Raw genomic sequence first — 19,333 nt, 5'->3', positions numbered from 1 at the left:
TCATGGAATTGCAATCTATTGCTGGCGGCTTTGTCGCTGACCAGCTCGCATCGATTTCGCCTGTTCCTGCGACCTTTCAGAGCCTGCTGGAGCGGGCCTGCATGCGCTTGTTTGATGCCTCGATGATTATTGAAGACCCGCTTACTGAATTGGCTCCGCTTAGGGAGCCCTCAGTAAAGCAGCCTTTAGAGCAGTTTGAGCAGACCTACGTAATTGATCAGATTATTGATAGGGTGCGGGATGAAGGGCTTTCAGAGCATTTCCATGAAATGATCGGACTTTTTGGCTCCATTATGATGAGCCTAACTGCCACAGATGAGCAATTAGCGCAGGTGAACCATTGGGTAGAGGGGGGGATTTTTGGCCACTTCTTAATGACAGACCCCGGTGGGCCTAGCCTGCAAAGTTGGAAGACTGAGCTTGAGGATAGGGACGAGGGCTTGGTACTCAATGTTAATAAGATGCATGGTATTGAAGCCCAGAAACTTGGGTTTGCCATGGTTGTAGCGAAACAGGCTGCGCGTCCATTTCCAATCACGGTGATGTTGCCCCCTGATCTTTGTGCTGAATTAAAACAGTTACCCGTTGGAGAGCCTTTCCTGGATGGCAAGCTGCAGCTTGGTAATTGTCGAGGCAGTGTGCAAGTCTCTAAAGATATGTTGCTCAGCAAGGGGGGGCTGGGCAGTGTTAACCGTTTCCTTACTCTAGTTCGCCCTCGTTTTGTAAAGTCCCTGATGCACTTTGTACTGTGGTTAAAAAATCAGGGAGAGGTAGAGCTCTCAGATACAGATCAGGGAAATATTGAATACCTCATTTACCTGTGCAACGAGCAGACTTCGGCAACGATCTTTTCAATGCACAGTGTAAACAGGGTATTAGCGACTAAGTTTGCCAGTAATGAACTACTTCTGGATTTAGTGGCGTCTGGCAAGGTTAAAAATAAGGCTCGCCAGCGTGACTTGTTGGCATTTACCAAAATGGAAGGAAGCTCCTACCGCTGCTTTTTCGAGATCTATAGCAAGGCGAAAGGGCACCGGGTATGAGTTTGTATTTGACGTCTGCCGCTTTCACTCCTATCGAAAGTATTACTTTTTCATCGAGCGGAAGTCTCCGTAGCGCTTTTGCCCACGTCAGTGAAATTCTCTTTGAGCAGAGTACTCGTGTACTTGGAGCAATTTCCCCGGATATAAGGAAAGAGATCGGCCGTCACTTTCTTTGCTCAACAATGATCGAATTACCCTTTACAACAGGCGCTATTGCTGAGAGTGATTTGAATGTTGTGGGAAAAGAGCAGTATGTCCCTGTGACCAGTTTTGTGAATACTTATGAATGCGCTTCGTGGGGCTATAGCCTTCGTTATTATTTAAAGCAGAACCCTAATGCCCGTTATGTCATGGTCAGTATTCTGGATGCCAATGTACTGGACTTAAGTTTTTGGCAGAGTAATGAAAACTGGGGAAATAGCGGATTTGGGCTTTGTACTTTGCTGTTGGAAGTGGAATCATTTGAAAAAAAGGATATCACTGCTAGCTGTGCTGTTACTTATAACACCACACCGGAGTTTGCTACGATTATCCGAAAAATGGCAACTGGTAGGGATGATCTCATATTATCATTGCCATTCTTCCCAGAAAATATTCGTCAAATTTTTACCAAATTGCTCAATGGTTTCGAGCAACTGCCCGATTTACATGGCAGGTGGGGTCACTGTTTTGGTAGTGATCCCTGGTTGAATATTGTCTGTCACGGCGTCAATGGTGATTTTCAGCAGCCAAAAAAAATACTGGCCTGTTCTATTGCATTAAATGGCTACTATTGTACCGCCGAGGTGTGTGTTGACCAGCAGAGCACCTTTTATCTGTCGGAGGCAGTATGAGTAAATTGATAGAAATTACTGCTACGCTGGTTCGTAATCCATACCCAGATCTACCTAAGCTCTGTGCAGCCAGGACTTTGCCCTTACATAGGGAAGAAGATTTTGAAGCGATATCTATTCTTCCGGTAAATAGCAACCCGATGATGCAGAACTATGCCGAGCACTATCGTTTGATCGTCGAGTTGCTCGGTTGTATTAAGAGTTTTGAAGCCAAGATTGATACGTGCCTGCTTAGGATGCAAATGCCTGCAGGTGGGCGCATGCCTAAAGAGTTTCTCGATGAGAAGGTCTTGATGTTACAGGATGTACGCGCTGAAGAGGCATTCCTTCAACGTGAGGGAAAGCCATATATTGCTATTGAAGACACACTCCCTCGGCATCCATTAGAGTCGGGGAATAATAAAATCCAAATTCGAATTGCCTGCGAGCAGAACCATTCCGATTTATATTGGAATTTAGTGGAAGGGATTTCAACCAAATTAAAAGCCGTTGGATTTGATGCTGTAGAAACGACTGTCAAGGACAGGACCGCGTAGACATGTATATCAAAAGCCTGTGGTTGGACAATAAAGGGGAGACGGAGCAGCTATTACAATCGCTGAATCAGTATCTGGATGGTTTTGCTGAACTTCCTGAACTTATCTATATCGTGTCTGCCGGGGAGGCGAATGTACTGCTCGAGCAGCGCGTAATGCAGTTTATTACGAAGCTGGAAGAGTCCGCCCACAATATTCTTTTCGTAGGTAGTGCTTGTACCAGCTTTCATGCTGCGATCCTTAGTTATTCACGGCGAGCTGAAGCTGATGCGTTGATTATCAACCTGGAGGTTGGTAAAGAACGTCAGCAGGAATGCCTGGATTCCCTGGGCATAGGCGTGAAAGCAGGACAAGATGGCCTCAGTGTAATTACCGGTGTAGCAGTCACCTGGATTACCAGAAAATATCACGAGCAGAGCATCTGTCAGATTTCAAGTTGTGACATTTTATCGCAGTCCCCGTCATTGACTGGCGCACACGAGCTGGTAAAGAGCCTGAAGCGAATCATGTCCGTCAATTTCGATGATGCGAGTCAGGTAGTTTCCTTTGATATTGAATCCAAGTGGGCCAAAGGATTATTGAAAGGATTCTCTGGCACAGAAAGGTCAACCTGGCTGCCGAGTATTGAAAAGGATGGCCTACATTATTTGAGTATCAAACCGCTAGCTGAGATTAGAAAGTACTTTCTTGAGAAAAAACTTGAGAATCTTTGGCTGATAACACTCGGTGGTGGTGGTAGAGCAGGATGTATAAAGGTAGTGAGTCCCGCAATCGACCGAGCTAGATTGCTTTCCAGATTGGTCCATACCGAGACGCTGTCTTTGGAAGATGCCTTTTCCGATTTTAGTACGGCGCAGCATATCGGAGACACGTTAGGGCAGGATTACCTTCCACATGTACGTGAAGCCTTGAGTTACCCCAAAAGAAAGTATCGGGGAAGGCACAATCAAATATTTCACTGGGTGCTAAATTCTGGCAGCTGGCGATCCCTTTTAGAGAATCAAGGAGCCAAACATGGGTAGAAATATCTACAAGGCTGATTTAAGGGAATTCAAATTCCTGATTGAAGACCAGTTTCACCAAGCCCGAACCCTGTTTGAGCACCCGCTATATAAAAATTGTACGCCAGAAATATTGGATGATATTTTGTTGCGTGGAAAGCAGTTTTCCTATCAAGTCTTAGGGCCAGGTTACCAGGAAGCTGATGAACAAAGTTGCCACCTTGTAGATGGCAAGGTTCAACTCCCCAGTGCCTTTCCTGAAATGTGGAAACGTTTCAAGGAGGAGTGGGGGAATATGGCTGCTGTGGATGGGGCACAGGATACCAGTCTGCCGCCTTTCGTTATGCAGATGCTCCTGGAAATGTTTATGGGCGCCAACCCCAGTTTTATGACATATGGAGGTTTCTGCCTGCCATCCGCCACTTTGGTAGAAAAGTACGGTAGTGATATCCAAAAGGCGCTCTTCAAGGACAAGCTGGCAACCTCCGAGTGGACTTCCTGTCTTTGCTTGACTGAACCTCAGGCTGGCAGCGACGTTTCCCTGGTGGAAACCAAAGCTACTCGCCAGGAAGATGGCACTTACTTACTAAGTGGTGAAAAATATCTGATCAGCGCCGGTATGCATGATCTCACAGGTAACACCATTTATTTTGTAATGGGCAGAGGAGAGAAAAGCGGATCAGGTACCTATGGGTTATCTTGCTTTATAGTGCCCAAATATTGGGTAGAAGAGGATGGCAGCCTGGGAGCTTTCAATCACGTGGAGTGTATATCCCTGGCTGATAAAATGGGTTTTAAAGGCTGCGCCAATACCCATCTGACTTTTGGCAAAAATGGCCAATGTCGGGCTTATTTGTTAGGCGACAGAGAGAATGTCGGCCTACTACAGTTTCTCACCCTGATGAACCAGGCCAGGATAAGTACCGGTGTTTATGCACTGGGGATGGCTTCCTCTGCTTATTACAATGCGCTGGCCTATGCCAGTAAGCGTCTTCAAGGCAAACGGTTCCATGAGAGTTTCAGCTCAACTGCCAGCCGTGTAGATATTGTCGAGCATGTGGATGTTCAGCGCATGTTGCTGGAGATGAAATCAAAGGTGGAAGGTTGTCGTGCGCTGATTGCCAAGTTGACCCTTTCGGAAAGTCTTCTGAAAACTTTTGCCGGTGATGCCGACAGAAAAGCGGAGATAGCCCACCATCAGGGTTTGGTAAATCTACTTACTCCAGTTGTTAAGGCCTATATCAGTGATCAGGCCTGGAGAATCTGCGAGCTGGCGATTCAAACTTGTGGTGGCCAGGGTTACTTGAAAGGTTTGGGTATTGAGCAGTATGCCCGAGATATCAAAGTGCTGGCTATCTGGGAGGGCACCAACTATATCCAGAGCCAGGACCTTATTCGAGACAAGCTTGGCTTGGGCAATTCCAGCAAGCTTTTTCAGGTGTATAAGACTGAAATCGACGCATTTATTGGCAGGGCGGCAGACTTCCCACAATTCGAGGGGGAGTTTGATCATCTGAAGCAGTCCTTTGAACACTTGGAGGTAGCCCTTAAGGCTGTTCATGTCTGGGTCCGGACCAAAGAGATGTTCAAAATCCCAGCGTACAGTACACGTATCCTGCACATGATGGGGGATATTACCCTGGCTTGGTTATTACTCGAAGCCGCCTGTGCAGCCTCCAGCAAATTGAGTAAAGAAGATTCAGATAAAGCTTTTTACGAGTCAAAGATACTTAGTGCCAAGTTCTTTATTCGCAATGAGTTGCCCAGAAGCAGGTATACGCTGGAGGTAATTCAAGACCCTGACTCTTTCTGTGGGGTCGACTCGCCGGTTTGGGTCTCACTGCTCAGTGATGTGGAGTAAGTGTAATGAATGCAGTCGAACAATTAGAAAAAGAATACGACGTTGTCATTATTGGTGGCGGTTGGGCCGGCTTGTCCCTTGCGCGCCAGTTAAGGCGAGGCAGTAAGGAAATCTCAATCCTTGTTGTAGAGGCCAGCAAGGAGTTTCGGGGGAAAGTTGGTGAAGCCACCGTCGAAATGACAGGCCACTATTTTATGAAGCAACTGGGGTTGGTAAACTACCTATACCGTAATCACTTACCTAAAAATGGTCTGCGTTTCTTTTATGACAAGCCTGATCACAGCTTGTCGCTCACAGAAATGAGTGAGCATGGGACTACCAGCATTCCACCGCATCCGGCTTTCCAACTGGATCGGGCCCGCTTGGAAGAAGATCTAGTGGGGATGAATCGCGCAGATGGTATTGAAGTTGTCATGGGGGTGAAGGCCAAGGCACTCAATATAGAACCAGCAGATAAACGACACTCTGTGCTGGTGTCTGCCGGGGATTACAGTTCGGAAATTTCTACACATTGGTTAGTGGACTGTAGTGGTCGAAACCGATTCACCAAAAAGCATAAAAAACTAACCCGGCAGGAAAATGTGCCTAAACACTTTTCTGCTTGGGGGCGTTTCATGAATATCCAGGATATAGATTCCATGGGTGATGAGGCTTGGAGAAAACGGGCGTTTGGCCGTTTCCTCTCTACCAATCACTTTGCAGGGGATGGCTATTGGGTATGGTTTATCCCCTTGAGTGGTGGCTACACCAGTGTTGGAATCGTTGGAGAAAAGGCTAAATTTGAGAAACCACCTACTAAGCGCGATAGCTTCCTGAATTTCCTGGCGGAATATCGTGCGATTGCGGAGTTGTTGGAGGGTGCGGAGCTTGTGGATTTCGAGGCCTGGGGCCAGCTAGCTTATCGTGCGGACGAATTTATTTTTCCAGATCGTTGGGCAACTTCCGGCTTTGCTTCTATGTTCCTGGACCCGCTATTTAGTGGGGGGGGCGATATGATCGCCCTGTTCAATGATCATATTTCCAAGTACATTCTTATGGATCTTTGTGAATCTGACAGAGATAAAGCTCAGGAAGTACTGGATCATCAGTTACCGGTTGCCAACCAAACAGTAAAAGAGTTTTACCAGGGACTTTATGCACATGTGGCTAATGTGTATCCGGTCATTGACTCCGCCGAACTGTGCTCGCCGCTACTGGCTTACAATACCGCGGCCTATTTCTTGGAAATAGCCTGGGATTATATGTCTGGAAATTACCTTGACCAGGAATACTGGCAACGCAAGAGCTACCTGCGTCGCGGCTACATGGCTCTTGAATTAATACTGCAAAAGCAGCTGATAGATACCGCTGAAGTACTCAAGTCCGAGGGGCGCTACTACCGCCGAAATGATGAAGGCTTTTTCGAATCTGGAGCCGATCATTATAAGTATTTTGTTTACTTGATGGGTACCAGTGGCAAAGATGGGTGGCGTATTGATTTAAGGGTCAAACTCTGGGTGGAGATGTTCCTTAAAGTAATCGAAGCCAGGTTGGATCTACCGATGCTTGCCAGTAGAATGGTTGTGCAGCAAAGTATTTTATTGCCGGACCTTTTGGAGAGGCCCAACCTGAATATTGGGGACAAAGATTGGCTCCTGAATAAAATCTCAGACAAATTATCCGAAATGCTCTCCGAAGAAACCGAGTTCCCGGTTCAGGCTAAGATTAATGAAGATGCCTTTCACACTGATATGGTGAAAGTTGTGGACCCCTCAGGTGATCTCACTGAAGTTGAGCTTGAAAAGCTTTTTAAGAAAGCCAAGGCACTCTGGGGGCAAACTCAGGAATATATAGCCATGCCGGGTATGGTGCCTGTATTTTTGGCATTTGCTCGTAGCCAGCCTGATAGCATTATGGATTCAGTAATAGACCAGAGGAAAATGCTGGGTATGGATCGAGAAGTCTCTGAAATTAATGTTGTGGAGGCGGTGTGATTCAGGAGTTTTTTAAGGCCAGGGATGGTAAGAGCCTGGCATTTCGCTGGTTACCAGCGGATGATACTGAGACTGCACTAATTTGTATGCACGGTAGTACTTTTAGTAGCCAGTGGTATCTGATGTTTGGGCGCCTGTTGCACAGGCAGGGGATGACCATTTGTCTACCCGACTGGCGTGGTCATGGCAAAAGTGAAGGCCGTCCAGGTGACCTGGACTATCCAGATCAATTACAAGACGATCTGCATGATTTAATTAATCACCTGAAACAGCGCGGAGTACGTTGTATTATTTTGGGGGGGCACAGTGCAGGTTCTCTTGCGTCCTTAAGATACCTTGGGATATATGGTACCCAGGACATAGTGGGTTTCTTCGCTATTGCTCCACCATTAACCCAGGCAGAGGAAACCAGGAAGTACGATATTGCTACCTCAGGCCTTGAGTACTTTATCCGTTACTTCCGCAAGAGAAGACATGCACGGCCGATGGCGGGACCGGAGCAACAAAATTTGCCTAAAATAAATCTGTGGAAGTATTGGCTGGCAATGCTCTTTCCTGTTTTCAGGCGGATGGCTGTGCTGAGCTTTCCTCCAGTGGGGTCGGATGCCGGTAACCAGGGTAGAGTTCTTGATTGTAGCTTTAATCTCCTGAGCGCTTATACAATCAAAAGATATACGGATCTGTTTGCCAGTCTGGATATTCCGTGCCACATCACAGTCGGTGAGCATGATGAGGTGGTCGACGCTCATATCCTGTATACAGTGATGAACTGGTATATATCTCCCCAGGTTGAGTCTTGTCTGACCGAGATTCCAAAAGCCACACATATGTCAGCCATTTCGGCATCGGCCAAACCACTTTCCAGTTGGTTGGATAAAGTAGTTGAGCGTCAGCTGGAGGCAAGCCTGTGAAGCAAATGGTTTATGATATTCCGGGCGTGGAATCCGTAACTCTGGCAGTGGGAGCAGAGCTTTCCCTACTTAATTTATATCCTGCTAAATACAAAAAGTCAGAAGCTATTCCACTTGTAGATCATGACTCTGTGATTCAGCGAAGCGATCGCAATAGCTTTCATATCAAGCTTGGCAAATCATTCAGTTTGCCCCTTTATCACTTCCTCTTTAATGAACAGTTATATATGGGAAGAAGTCTATCTTCTTTTATATCGGTGGGTGCCGATAAAGTTGATCCTCACTATTTAATCGAGCTGGAATACTTTGGTTTTCCGACAGAGCGAAAAAGCCTGCTGAAGAATGTCCATATGCTTTTTCCTGGCGATGAAGTGATGATTAAAGCGGAAGAGCTTATTTGGCTGGATGAAACCTTGCCGGAGCAACCGGGTTTACATGCGACTTTGGTGAAACCTCAAGCAAAAGGGGGTGTAGTTTACAACCTTCTGCCCAAAGTGGCTGCGGACCTGTTTTCTCCTTTCGATCATGTGTTTTTTGTTGAAATCTCACAACAACTACAAGCCAATAAAGATTCGGTGCTCGAAATATCCAAAGATAGTCTGCCGAAAAATTTTGGGCTTAATAAAGAAAGGGCTGATGTCTTCAATGGAGCTCACAAGTCTAACGTAGTTGAGGGGGTTGATCTAAAAGAATACACCGATCAGATCAATGACTTAATCAAGTCAAGCTGGGAAGCTTCGGGAAGTAAAGAGTCCGTAGGTTGCTATCTGGCAGAGCAGTTTTACTATCCATTTATTCTGTTCCAGCTCAATACATTAGCTGCTGGAACTGGTAAGGAAATCAGGATTGTTGAATCAGCAAATCAGGAAAACAGCGTAGCGCCGGTATTTTCTTTGGACGATGCCCCAATAGTAAATGTCTATGAATCATTTCAGAGGGTGTTCTTTTACGGTAACAAGTGGCTTTCTCGCGTATGGTTTTTTATTCCACCCATGATTAGTGCCAAGATTATTAAACGGCAACAGAGATATTCCGGCGGTGAACAGCATATATGTATATATGCCCTTACTCTGGATTATTTGTTGCGATTCTATCCCTTAAAAGTTGGTAATGTTATTGGAGATTAGGTATGTCTACAGCAGTCGTAGAGAGCAAAGTACAGGAGCTCTGTGAGCAGATAGCTCTTATGCTGAATGTTGATTCTGTTGATGCGGATACTCCCATCGCAGAGCTTGGTGTTGATTCACTCAATATTGTTGAAGTGATACTAATTTGTGAACAGCTTTATCCTGGAGTTATGAGTCCTGAAAATCTGGTGTTTGATGAACACACCACTCTTAAAGAAATGGATAACCAATTACTTGAGAATTCTGTCGAGATGTAAATCTCTTTTAGGGGGTAGCCCATGTTTAAGAAAGTGCTAACAATTCTAATAAGCAGCCTTTTTATCGGAAATATTGTTGCCTGGTTTTCAGGGGCAGCTCCCATAGATTTCAAAAAGGTCGCTTATAGCGAATCAGAAACTGAGCAGTTGCAGTTCCTTAAGACAGAGCTTGAACAGGATCATTCTGACACAGAGCTGATGCTGCAGCTTGGTCAACTGTACAGCTATCACAATGAAATAGATCGAGCAGATGAGTTATTGAGCCTTGCTTACCAGCAAGACCCTGACAATATGCTAGTCAAGGCTGCCTACTTCTCTAATGACGGGAAGCTGGCCGGAGCCATGTTTGATCCCGTTATGGGGATCTACAAGCTCTATCGGCTGCGTTATGCGATGAGCCAAGTGGATGCGGCCGCAGTACAGGCGAACTCTGATTTTAATGTACGCTTGGTTCGTTTACTGACCTTCTCTTTTGTTGGTGAGATCAGCGGCCACTTTGATCGGGTCTTCGAAGATGAAGACTGGTTTAATGCGGTAATTGATGAAGACCCTGCGGCTTTACCTGCTGAGGTCAGGCAGCTGGTATATCTCGCTCTTGCCAATGCCTATTGGGTTAAGGGGCAGGAAGATAGTTCCGAGTTTAGTATAGCCTCTGACTATTTTCAGAAGGCAGAAAGTCTGGCTGACTGCCCCTCGACACTGCAGGATGCTTGCAAGCAATTAAGTCAAATGGTTGTAACCCTGGGCAAAGCCTAATGCTGGTTGAACTTAATAATGTATCTAAACGCTATGCGATGGGTGATGTTTGGGTGGATGCGCTCAAAGAAATCACTCTTTCCCTGGATAAAGGCGAATTTTTAGCTGTTAAAGGCCCGAGTGGCAGTGGAAAGAGCACCTTGCTGAATATTTTGTCTGCACTTGATCAGTGCGATTCCGGCACCGTTCAGGTAGGGGGGGTTAATGTCGGGGCGTTGGGCGAGCACAAGCGCTCTAGGTTCCGCAACCGGCATATTGGCATCGTGTTTCAGTCCTTTAACCTGATACCGGTACTGACCGCTTTGGAAAATGTGATGTATCCGCTGACTCTCAGGGGGGTGAAAGATGCAAAGCCGCGGGCTTTACAGGCACTGAAAGATGTCGGTCTAGAAAAGCAGGTTAATCAGAGGCCTACACAACTGTCTGGTGGGCAGATGCAACGGGTAGCCATAGCCCGGGCGATTGTTACACGGCCCGATATTGTGCTGGCTGACGAGCCTACTGCAAATCTGGACTCAAAAACCTCTGAAAATATTATGGCGTTGATACAGAAACTGAATAAGGAGCAGGGTGTCACCTTCGTTATATCCACACACGATAATTATGTTACCAGCCTGGCTTCCAGAGTTATTACTATTCTGGATGGAAAATTAGTGGGAGATAGCCTTGCTAAAAACAGGCAGGCCAATAAATATTCAGAAACTGTTCTTGATGAATCGGGGGTAGAGGTATGAAGTTATTTGCTCAGCAATATGTTCCGAGATTTTTTGTTGTCTTTTTTATTTTAGCCAGCCATCTATCAAAAGTATGGGCTGAAGAATATATACCACCCACTGAGATTCCCCCTGAGAATAGTGAACGGGCTTCACTGATAGCTGAATTAAATGAAAATTCCACCCCGGAACAAAAAAAAGTTGCCTACTTAGCTGAGCTGGCATTGCTCACTTCCTCGGCCGATACACAAGTGGCGCAAGTGGAATTGCTGGAAGGGAAGATCACTCAATTGCTGAAGTCACAGGATAATGATTCAGAACTAAGTGCCGCCCTGGGTTCAGCGATCTCGTTTCGATCCAGTTTTTATACAGACCAGCTGGCAAAACTTTCCTTATTCTCAAGAAGGGGAAATCGCATTATGGATAGAGCTGTTAAACAAGCCCCCTTTGACTTGGGTGCCCGGTTACAGCGCGGCATCAGCTGTGCAAATATGCCGGCGTTCCTTCGTCGAGCCCGCTATGCGGTTGAAGACCTAGAACTGGTTCAGCAACAAATAGGTGGGAAATATGGCGAAGAGTTCAATGCATTTGTCGAGTTCTACCTGGCGCAGGCCTATAGCCGTAATAAGCAGGCAGAGAAGGCCCGAAGCCTCTGGACAAAGCTGGCGGGCTCTGAAACCAATTGGGCGCAAAAGTCTCGCCAGGCGCTGGAGAAGTTGTAACCATGACTCTCGGTTGGAAAGTAGCACTGTTAAATATCCTGAGAAATGGACGGCGTAGTCTGATTACTCTGGCAGCAGTTGTATTTGGTTGCACGAGCCTGATTGTATTTGGTGGCTTTGTGCAATCTATGTACGATGGTATGCGCGAAAGCATGATTCGTTCGCAGTTAGGTCATATCCAGATTTATGCAGAGGGGTTCGATCAGTATGGTAAGGCTGAACCAGAGAAATACCTTATCTCCTCTGCTGACTTAGTACAGATTAGCGATGTAATTAAAGAGCAAAGCCAGGCTTTGGTGGTGGCTCCACGACTAAATTTTAATGGGCTTCTCAGTGATGGAAAACAGTCTATAGCGATAACGGGGGTTGGTATCGATGCGGAGAAAGAAGTTCTGCTTTCCTCCGCTATTCATATTGTTGCAGGAGAGGACCTGTTTCCTGAAGATGCGGCTGCTGCGCACCTTGGAGAGGGGCTGCTTAATTCACTAGATGCCGAAATAGGGGACTATTTAACCTTGTTGGCTAGCACCCAGGATGGGGCGATCAATGCGGTGGATATCCAAATTGCTGGAGTGATTAGTACTGGTGTAAAAGAGCTGGATGATCGTCTACTCCGCGTCAATTTACCTCTTGCCCAGGAGTTGCTCTATACCTCAGATGTAACCAGGCTGGTTGTCCTTTTGGAAGATACCAAAATGACCGACAAAGTCGTTGGTGATTTGCAAAGGATATTTCAACAGCAGGGTCTAAAATTGGAAATAAAGAGTTGGTGGGATCTGGCTGGTTATTATCACCAGGTCGTCGGGCTATTCAATGGTGTCTTTGGTTTTATTACAGTTATTGTATTGGTAATTGTGGCTTTAAGTATCTCCAACACCATGCTGATGGCAGTGATGGAGCGCACTCGCGAGATTGGTACTATTCGAGCCATGGGGGGAACCCCCACCCAGGTGGTCGGGTTAATTCTTCTGGAATCCGTATTCCTGGGTATTATCGGTAGTCTTTTAGGTCTACTTGTAGGCGTTCTGGCTGCTAAAGGCATCACCTATGCGGAGTGGATGATGCCGCGCCCACCGGGTAGTACCCAAGATTACCCTATCCGGGTATTTGTAGTTTCTGAAATTTTAATCAAAACCTTTGTCTTGGGATTTTTCATCTCTTTGGTTTCCAGTATTTATCCTGCCGTGAAAGCATCCAGAATACCTGTAGTGAATGCACTGAGGTTTACCTGATGTTAATGCGAGCTACCCAGTGACGTGAGGCTTAGAAAGAGTATTGTGATGGAAAAATATCGCTTTGGTTTTTGGATTGTGTTTTTGCTTGTTTTCAGTCTATCGTCAAAAGCTGAAGTGACAGCGGAATACCTGGTAAATCGACTGGATGAGGTCAGGGGCTATAGGGATCAAGGATTTGTATTCGATATCATTAATATCAGCTACAAAAAAGATAAAGAGCCCCGAACAAATACGCTCAGTGTTAAAGTCTTCAATGACAAATCCCTGATTCGTTTCGAGTCACCCGCCCGAGAAAGGGGCCGGGCAATGTTGAAAGAAGATTCCAATATGTGGCTCTATATTCCGGGGACTCGACGTATTATCCGAATAGCGCCATCGCAGCGTTTAATTGGGGAGACCAGCAATGGGGATGTAGTGGGCACTAACTTCTCCAGGGACTATGGGGCAAAAATTGTTGGAGAGGAATCAGTTGAAGGGCGGGAGTACTGGTTGTTGGAGTTAACCTCGACTGCCTCTGGCGTAGCATATGCCAAAGTAAAGGTATGGATGGCAAAAGCTGACGGCCATCAACCGTTAAAAAGTGAGTTTTATTCCCGTTCCGACCGCCTCTTGAAAACAGCATTTTACAAGGAGTACAAAAAATACTTCGGCGAATTGAAAGTACACAAGCTTTTGTTGGTTGATGCACTGATGCAGGATAACTATACCTGGATGAAGTTTGATAACTACCAGCTTGAAGAGCTAGATCCGGCTATTTTTCAAAAGGCTTCTCTGGGTAGGTTGAATTAAAAGAAGTAAAGATCATGGCAAATCCTAGCTTGGTCCGGCAAAAGCTGGCTATTTTTTTGTGTATTGCTTCACTTCCTCCCTTAGTCATTGCACAGGAGTATGAAGATCCGTTTTCAACCGAATCTTCTGAAGCCAATCTGGCGGGTGAGCTCGGTAGTGATATGTTGGAAAATTCTGCTTCATGGAACTTTGATGTCTCTGCTATTGCCTACCACCAGCAAAATGGTGTTAGAGACGATCAATACTTTAATCCTGGCGGGTTGGTTTTTCGTGAGAGGGAGTCTCAACTGGCATTGGATTTAAGTGGTCAGTTTTCTACCGGTTCATATTTTTCCACTTATACACGTTTAGCTCTCGTAGGGGACTATCGAGTAGATGAATCAGGAGACGCTTCTGATGAGTTCAGCCACTACTTATTAGAAGGTTATTTATCCTCCTATTCCTCTAGTCGACGATTTGGAGTGAATGTTGGGCGTATGAAGCCGCAGTGGAGCAATGGCTACAACTGGTCACCCGCAAATTTACTCAAGCCCGTTTATGATCGCCCCAACCTGGATACCGATGACCTGACCCAACAACAAGGGTGGGATATGGTTCATCTGGATTTTCGCTACGGGGATTGGAATACGGGTTTCTACTTTGCAGAAGTGGAAGATACTTTGGACCGAAATCTGGAGCTTCCATTTGGCGATAGTGATTATCAGTATGCGTTGGTTTTCAACCGAGAGGGGGACCTGGATACTCGTCTGGTATTACACCAGCTAGAAGGTGGGGATATTAATGTTGCCCTCGGATTAAGTGCACTAGCTGACGATAATATCACTCTAAGGTTTGAGGGTGCCTGGGAGCACCAGCGGGAGCTAGCACTGGCAGGTGATATGCAATACGCCGATCTGCAGGATCGCGGTTACTTGAAAGCGGTTCTGGGCACTCAAGTAAGCTTAAATGATGGTTGGGATATTACGGCAGAATATCTGTATAACGAACATGGTTATAAAGCGGAAGAGTGGGATCAGGTGATTGAGCAAATAGATTTAGCTAAGCTGAATCTCACTCAGTCAGGCTTTTCCCTGGCAAGCTCACAATCAACAGAGGCGCACACAGCTTTTAATTTCCTGATTGATAGCTTTGGCTTGTTATCTGTGGGGCAGCTACGACGGGAATATCTGTTTTTTATGTGGGGGAATACACGTGTAGAGCGTAAATTTCAATATCGTCAAAGTATCCAATACAATATTGACGATCAGAGTCAATACCATAATCTGGAATTTATCCAGAATTGGACTGAACATTTCAGTACAAGGCTTCAGGCTCAAGTATTTTCTGGCTGTGATAGCTGTGAATTTGGCCTGATTCCCAGTGAGTACCTGCTTCGTTTCAGTTTTTATTTTGATTTTTAGGTTTTATCAATACTTTCTACAATTGTAGAGCGCTAGAGGTGCGAATCTACAGAGATTGGACCACAGGAGCGCCGCTTTTTTGCAGGTCTAGGTTGTTACTTAGTGTCGAGAAAGTATCATCTTATTTACAGGCATTCCATAGAGTACTGGCCACTCACACGGAAAGACTATCCTAAGTATTGAATTAAAAATCCCCATTAACTAACTTCCGGCACATTCTTATAGGTTCAAAATTGGCGATTGTGCCGATTTTTGAGTCCGGAGGGTTCCCCTGATACGAATAGAAGGCAAACGACAAATACTGCTATTGCGAGATACGCATTTACCGTGAAAGCCCTAACGATGCCACTTAAGAGATCCGGTGACATTGCGATAATTGTGGTATTTATTCCCAGTCCCAGAGTCCCTCCAGCAACCTGAAACATATAAAGAATTCCAGCAGACAAGCTCGATCGTGAAGGGTCGACTATGGTTATGGCGATTGTAGTAATCGTTGAATAGAAAATGCCAATACCTGCTCCAAGTAGTGTCAGCCCAGGAGTCAAGGAAAATATATCTGTATCTTTATTGAAGTCGGATAGCATAAACATGCCTGCGCATATTAATGCAACACCCAGTGATACAATTACCTTAGGGGATAGCCTTTCATATAGGATTCCAGATAAGTAGGACCCAATACTAAACGCAATCAGCATCGGCAATAGTCCGATACCAGATAGCGTCGCGGAATAACCATGTATTTTGTTTAGAGCTTGTGGTATATAAAATATGGGAGCAAAAAAGACTACGGATATCATCAAAGTAGCAAGGCTAGCCGTAAAAAGTCTGTAGTTTTGGGCGATATCTCGAGGTATTAAAGCATTGTCACTAGCCTTGTGTTCAACAATTATAAAAATACCTATAAACAAGAAAGATAATGTCATTAAAGCGACGATTAAAGGGTGTCTAAATCCAATATCCACGCTGAGGTCTAATGCTAATAATAGGCTAAATATTGAGATGGATAGCGTGAGTACACCTGCGTAATTGATGCCTCTATTTTCGCCTTGTGGCCTATCATCTGCCACAAATTTCCAGCCCAATAGGCAGGCTATTGCAGCTTCAATTGGATTAAGGAAAAAAGTTAAGCGCCAGCTGGCCAGGTCAGTAATTACTCCTCCAATTAGCGGACCTATAGTTAATCCGACGCCGGAGACTGCCATTATAAAACCACCTGCCAACCCTGAATGCTCTCTTGGAATGAGGTTGTAAATCATCCCTAGAATAGCTGGCCAAATCAGCGCGCCACCAATCCCCATTAGGGCCCTGGATACTAGTAACATCTGTATATCTATAGCGAGGCCACAAAGAATGGAAAAGAAAACAAAAATTGCGCTACCAACAAAGAAGGCTCGCCTTCGCCCAAAAATATCTGCCAAGCGTCCACCAGAAATTAATAGGACACCAAAAACCAGGGTGTAGCCATTTATTAACCATTGCACAGTGGTGATGTTGCCGTTGAACTCCTTCCCTATGGTTGGGATGGCAACCGTAAGAATACCCAAATCATTGGTAACAAAAAATACTGCAAAGCCTAGAGCCACTAGGCCTAACAGTTTAGCATCTGTCAGGTTGGGGGTGATTGTTTTCATATTTTTATACTAATCTTCTGAGCTCACTATTGGATCGAAGATAAAGAACACTTTTCGCTCACGACACGCCTTGAATGGACATTTGAATGCTCGTAATTGATATCCATGCCTCATAGGGTGCCAAGTAAAGCGCACTCTTTCCTGCTGCCACGTAAGTAAGTGATTCATTTTAAGTGCTTTTCTGAGACTTGTGATTGAAGGACTCTGTTGTATTCGATTCGGAAAATTTCTTTGCCTTTAATTATCACGTAAAAGGTATTGGTACTTATTTACTATTGCCGGGTTTCCAGATTCTCGACTGATAGAAACCAAAGCTTGTACAATTTCTGTATTGCCTGGAAACCGGCTTAGCCCGTATTGTAAAACCTCCAAAGCTCGCTCACTCTGCCCCGCCGAATTAAGGGCTATTCCATAGACATAGATATAGCGGCTGTGGGTGTCATCGGACTCGGCGGATTTTCTTAAGAAGGGCATAGCCTCAGAATGCCGATTTTGTCGCACCAGTGAGAGCCCCAATGAGTGCTGGATCGAGGCCTTGCCTTCCACAGTAGTTAAGCCTCTTCTCAAAAGTAGTTCGGCATCCTTTTCACGCCCCTGTCCTCGGTAAAGGTCTGCAAGATTGACATAGGCAGGAGCAAAGTAGGGGGCTCTATTGATTGCCCGACGATAGAACGCTTCGGCCTGCTGGGGATTGCCTTTCTGTAAATGTAATCCTCCGAGGTTGACCAGGGACTCCGGACGGTCGCTATTCAATAACTCAGAGATGGTATATTCCCGCAGGGCCTGGGAAAATTGTTTTTGAACTGATACTGGATAAGGATCCATGGGCAGGTAAGCTAGCGCATTAGCCGCAAGGGATCGGGTTACGCGATCCTGCTCAAACAATAGCGGAATTCCCAAAGCTGGGCGCAACTGCGGTGGCACTCTGTCCAGTGATTGGGCCAGGGCCAGACTCAACAGTGGCTCATTGCTTTGGGATACCGCCTGAAGAAGTTGGACTGAGTGGCGAGAAAGGTACTGGGGCAACAAGGATACTGCTGTTGCCCTGGCAATGGCTGGTTGCGTTGAGTCTGTAATCAGTTTACTTAGTTTGCTTTCTGCATCATCCGCACCATGAATACCTGCATATATCGCCTCACCATAGTGTTTAATATCCGGCGGGCCAAACTCTTTAAGCAATATATCGGCTGCCCACTGGTTGGCTTTATCCTTGTGGCAGCCTGTGCAGGCATTAGGAGTATGCAGTTTGTCAGAGAGATCCGGCCTGGGAATTCGAAAACTGTGATCACGGCGGTTGTCTACCTGCATGTAAACTTTGGCGGGCATATGGCAATTGATGCATTGGGCACCTGGGCTGCCATCTACATGAAGGTGATGTTCCGTGGTGGCAAATTTCTCCGGGAGATGACACTGAGCACAGAGCGTATTGCCAGTGCTGCGTAATTGTAAGCTGTGGGGTTCGTGGCAATTGCTACAGGTTACCCCTGCCTTATACATCTTACTTTGCAAAAAAGAACCATAGACATAAACCTCGCCGTTGATCTGGCCATCGGCATGGTAGAGAGGCGGCTGTAGCAAAGTGGGGTTGTAGTGATCCAGGAACTTGTCTCCTGGCATAGCTCCAGGTAAGTAGGTGGTGCGTCTGGAGTGACATTGAGCACAGGTTTGTAACTCCTGAGAAGTTTTTGCGACCCTATTTTTGGCAATACCACTTTCAAGGTCCATTTCCCATTGAGCTTTGCTTACCCGCTGTAACTTAATGGCAAATCCTAAGTTATCGATATTCTTTTGTTTCTTATGTGCCCATTCAAGGTGTTTGGAAGCTGGGCCGTGACAAGCTTCACAAGCGACATTAATTTCACTCCAGGCGGTTTGAAAAGTATCTGTATTTAAATCGTAATTTTTGCGGAGATTAGTGGAGTGACAATCCGCGCACATAAAATTCCAGTTTTGATTGATGCCACTCCAATGTAGGGGATCGCTATGGTCAACCTTCTCATCAGGAAATAGGTGAAACCAGCGCTGTCCGCCCTCTGATTTTTCTCGATTATCCCAGACAATGCTGAGAGCCTGTATACGCCCGCGAGGATATTTGACCAGGTATTGTTGAAGAGGATTTACGCCAAAGGTATAAGCAACAGGAAAGCTTTGTAGTGTGCCATCCGGCCCATCAGTTTCTACGTAATAGCGATCTCCCTTTTTATAGAAAGTGGAGGTCACTCCCTGATAGATAAACTTTGACTGGTTGAAGTTACCGAGGACACTATTTTCATTGGCTGTTTTCATCGCCAAGTCGTGATGGCTACCGAGCCAAGCGGCAGTTTCTCTCTGATGGCAGTGAGCACAGGTTCCTGAACCTACATAATCTGCTTTCCCGACAGGTGACCGAGTCAATTTAGCTGATGTGAGTGAATGGGCAAGGGGACGGTCGAGGGCGCCTTGTTCACGCACCGTATTATTGTCGGTCCCGCAAGCCGCAAGCATCAACAAGCAGATAGAAGTGTAAAAATGAAGAAAGTTACTGGCTATATTTATCATGACTTGG

At 45.8% G+C, this 19,333-nt stretch carries 17 protein-coding genes; 15 read left to right on the top strand and 2 right to left on the bottom strand.

Annotated elements, in window-relative coordinates:
- Positions 1–2 precede the first annotated feature (2 nt).
- The 15 genes from ACCI49_RS04625 (at position 3) to ACCI49_RS04555 (ending at position 15,157) form a co-directional block, all read left to right on the top strand.
- Positions 3–1,043: a hypothetical protein gene (locus tag ACCI49_RS04625; protein WP_371837806.1), complete on the top strand. Its 1,041-nt coding sequence runs from the start codon at positions 3–5 to the stop codon at positions 1,041–1,043.
- Between the two features lie 182 nt (positions 1,044–1,225).
- Positions 1,226–1,876 carry a hypothetical protein gene (locus ACCI49_RS04620; RefSeq protein ID WP_371837805.1) on the top strand — a complete coding sequence of 217 codons (651 nt, stop codon included), beginning with the start codon at positions 1,226–1,228 and terminating at the stop codon, positions 1,874–1,876.
- The gene (locus ACCI49_RS04615; protein ID WP_371837804.1) at positions 1,873–2,412 is read left to right on the top strand and encodes a hypothetical protein; all 540 of its coding nucleotides are present in this window, start codon (positions 1,873–1,875) and stop codon (positions 2,410–2,412) included. The genes ACCI49_RS04620 and ACCI49_RS04615 overlap by 4 nt, the downstream gene beginning before the upstream one ends.
- Before the next feature lie 2 nt (positions 2,413–2,414).
- The gene (locus ACCI49_RS04610; RefSeq protein ID WP_371837803.1) at positions 2,415–3,434 is read left to right on the top strand and encodes a hypothetical protein; all 1,020 of its coding nucleotides are present in this window, start codon (positions 2,415–2,417) and stop codon (positions 3,432–3,434) included.
- On the top strand, positions 3,427–5,274 hold the full coding sequence (locus ACCI49_RS04605) for an acyl-CoA dehydrogenase family protein (RefSeq protein ID WP_371837802.1): 1,848 nt from the start codon (positions 3,427–3,429) through the stop codon (positions 5,272–5,274). Before ACCI49_RS04610 ends, ACCI49_RS04605 begins: the two co-directional genes overlap by 8 nt.
- Before the next feature lie 5 nt (positions 5,275–5,279).
- Positions 5,280–7,247 carry an NAD(P)/FAD-dependent oxidoreductase gene (locus ACCI49_RS04600; RefSeq protein ID WP_371837801.1) on the top strand — a complete coding sequence of 656 codons (1,968 nt, stop codon included), beginning with the start codon at positions 5,280–5,282 and terminating at the stop codon, positions 7,245–7,247.
- Positions 7,244–8,158, top strand: a complete 915-nt coding sequence (locus tag ACCI49_RS04595; protein ID WP_371837800.1) for an alpha/beta fold hydrolase — start codon at positions 7,244–7,246, stop codon at positions 8,156–8,158. The genes ACCI49_RS04600 and ACCI49_RS04595 overlap by 4 nt, the downstream gene beginning before the upstream one ends.
- Complete coding sequence (locus tag ACCI49_RS04590; protein WP_371837799.1) at positions 8,155–9,285, top strand: hypothetical protein; 1,131 nt, start codon at positions 8,155–8,157, stop codon at positions 9,283–9,285. Before ACCI49_RS04595 ends, ACCI49_RS04590 begins: the two co-directional genes overlap by 4 nt.
- A gap of 2 nt (positions 9,286–9,287) precedes the next feature.
- A complete protein-coding gene (locus ACCI49_RS04585; RefSeq protein ID WP_020415023.1) occupies positions 9,288–9,542 on the top strand; it encodes an acyl carrier protein in 255 nt (84 codons plus the stop codon).
- Between the two features lie 21 nt (positions 9,543–9,563).
- On the top strand, positions 9,564–10,298 hold the full coding sequence (locus tag ACCI49_RS04580; RefSeq protein ID WP_371837798.1) for a tetratricopeptide repeat protein: 735 nt from the start codon (positions 9,564–9,566) through the stop codon (positions 10,296–10,298).
- Entirely contained in the window at positions 10,298–11,032 is a 735-nt protein-coding gene (locus ACCI49_RS04575; protein WP_371837797.1) for an ABC transporter ATP-binding protein, read from the top strand. The genes ACCI49_RS04580 and ACCI49_RS04575 overlap by 1 nt, the downstream gene beginning before the upstream one ends.
- Positions 11,029–11,733, top strand: a complete 705-nt coding sequence (locus tag ACCI49_RS04570; protein ID WP_371837796.1) for a hypothetical protein — start codon at positions 11,029–11,031, stop codon at positions 11,731–11,733. Before ACCI49_RS04575 ends, ACCI49_RS04570 begins: the two co-directional genes overlap by 4 nt.
- Before the next feature lie 2 nt (positions 11,734–11,735).
- On the top strand, positions 11,736–12,965 hold the full coding sequence (locus tag ACCI49_RS04565; protein WP_371837795.1) for an ABC transporter permease: 1,230 nt from the start codon (positions 11,736–11,738) through the stop codon (positions 12,963–12,965).
- A 48-nt stretch (positions 12,966–13,013) separates the two neighbouring features.
- Positions 13,014–13,757 carry an outer membrane lipoprotein-sorting protein gene (locus ACCI49_RS04560; RefSeq protein ID WP_371837794.1) on the top strand — a complete coding sequence of 248 codons (744 nt, stop codon included), beginning with the start codon at positions 13,014–13,016 and terminating at the stop codon, positions 13,755–13,757.
- A 14-nt stretch (positions 13,758–13,771) separates the two neighbouring features.
- Positions 13,772–15,157: a hypothetical protein gene (locus tag ACCI49_RS04555; RefSeq protein ID WP_371837793.1), complete on the top strand. Its 1,386-nt coding sequence runs from the start codon at positions 13,772–13,774 to the stop codon at positions 15,155–15,157.
- A gap of 227 nt (positions 15,158–15,384) precedes the next feature.
- Here ACCI49_RS04555 and ACCI49_RS04550 read toward each other — a convergent pair whose 3' ends face one another.
- Together ACCI49_RS04550 and ACCI49_RS04545 are read right to left on the bottom strand one after the other, a co-directional pair.
- Complete coding sequence (locus tag ACCI49_RS04550; RefSeq protein ID WP_371837792.1) at positions 15,385–16,788, bottom strand: MFS transporter; 1,404 nt, start codon at positions 16,786–16,788, stop codon at positions 15,385–15,387.
- A 237-nt stretch (positions 16,789–17,025) separates the two neighbouring features.
- On the bottom strand, positions 17,026–19,326 hold the full coding sequence (locus tag ACCI49_RS04545) for a tetratricopeptide repeat protein (protein ID WP_371837791.1): 2,301 nt from the start codon (positions 19,324–19,326) through the stop codon (positions 17,026–17,028).
- Between the last annotated feature and the right edge of the window lie 7 nt (positions 19,327–19,333).

Origin of the sequence: Microbulbifer epialgicus (assembly GCF_041447265.1) — a bacterium.
Taxonomy (GTDB): Bacteria; Pseudomonadota; Gammaproteobacteria; order Pseudomonadales; family Cellvibrionaceae; genus Microbulbifer; species Microbulbifer epialgicus.
This window is presented reverse-complemented; position numbering and strand designations above follow the sequence as displayed.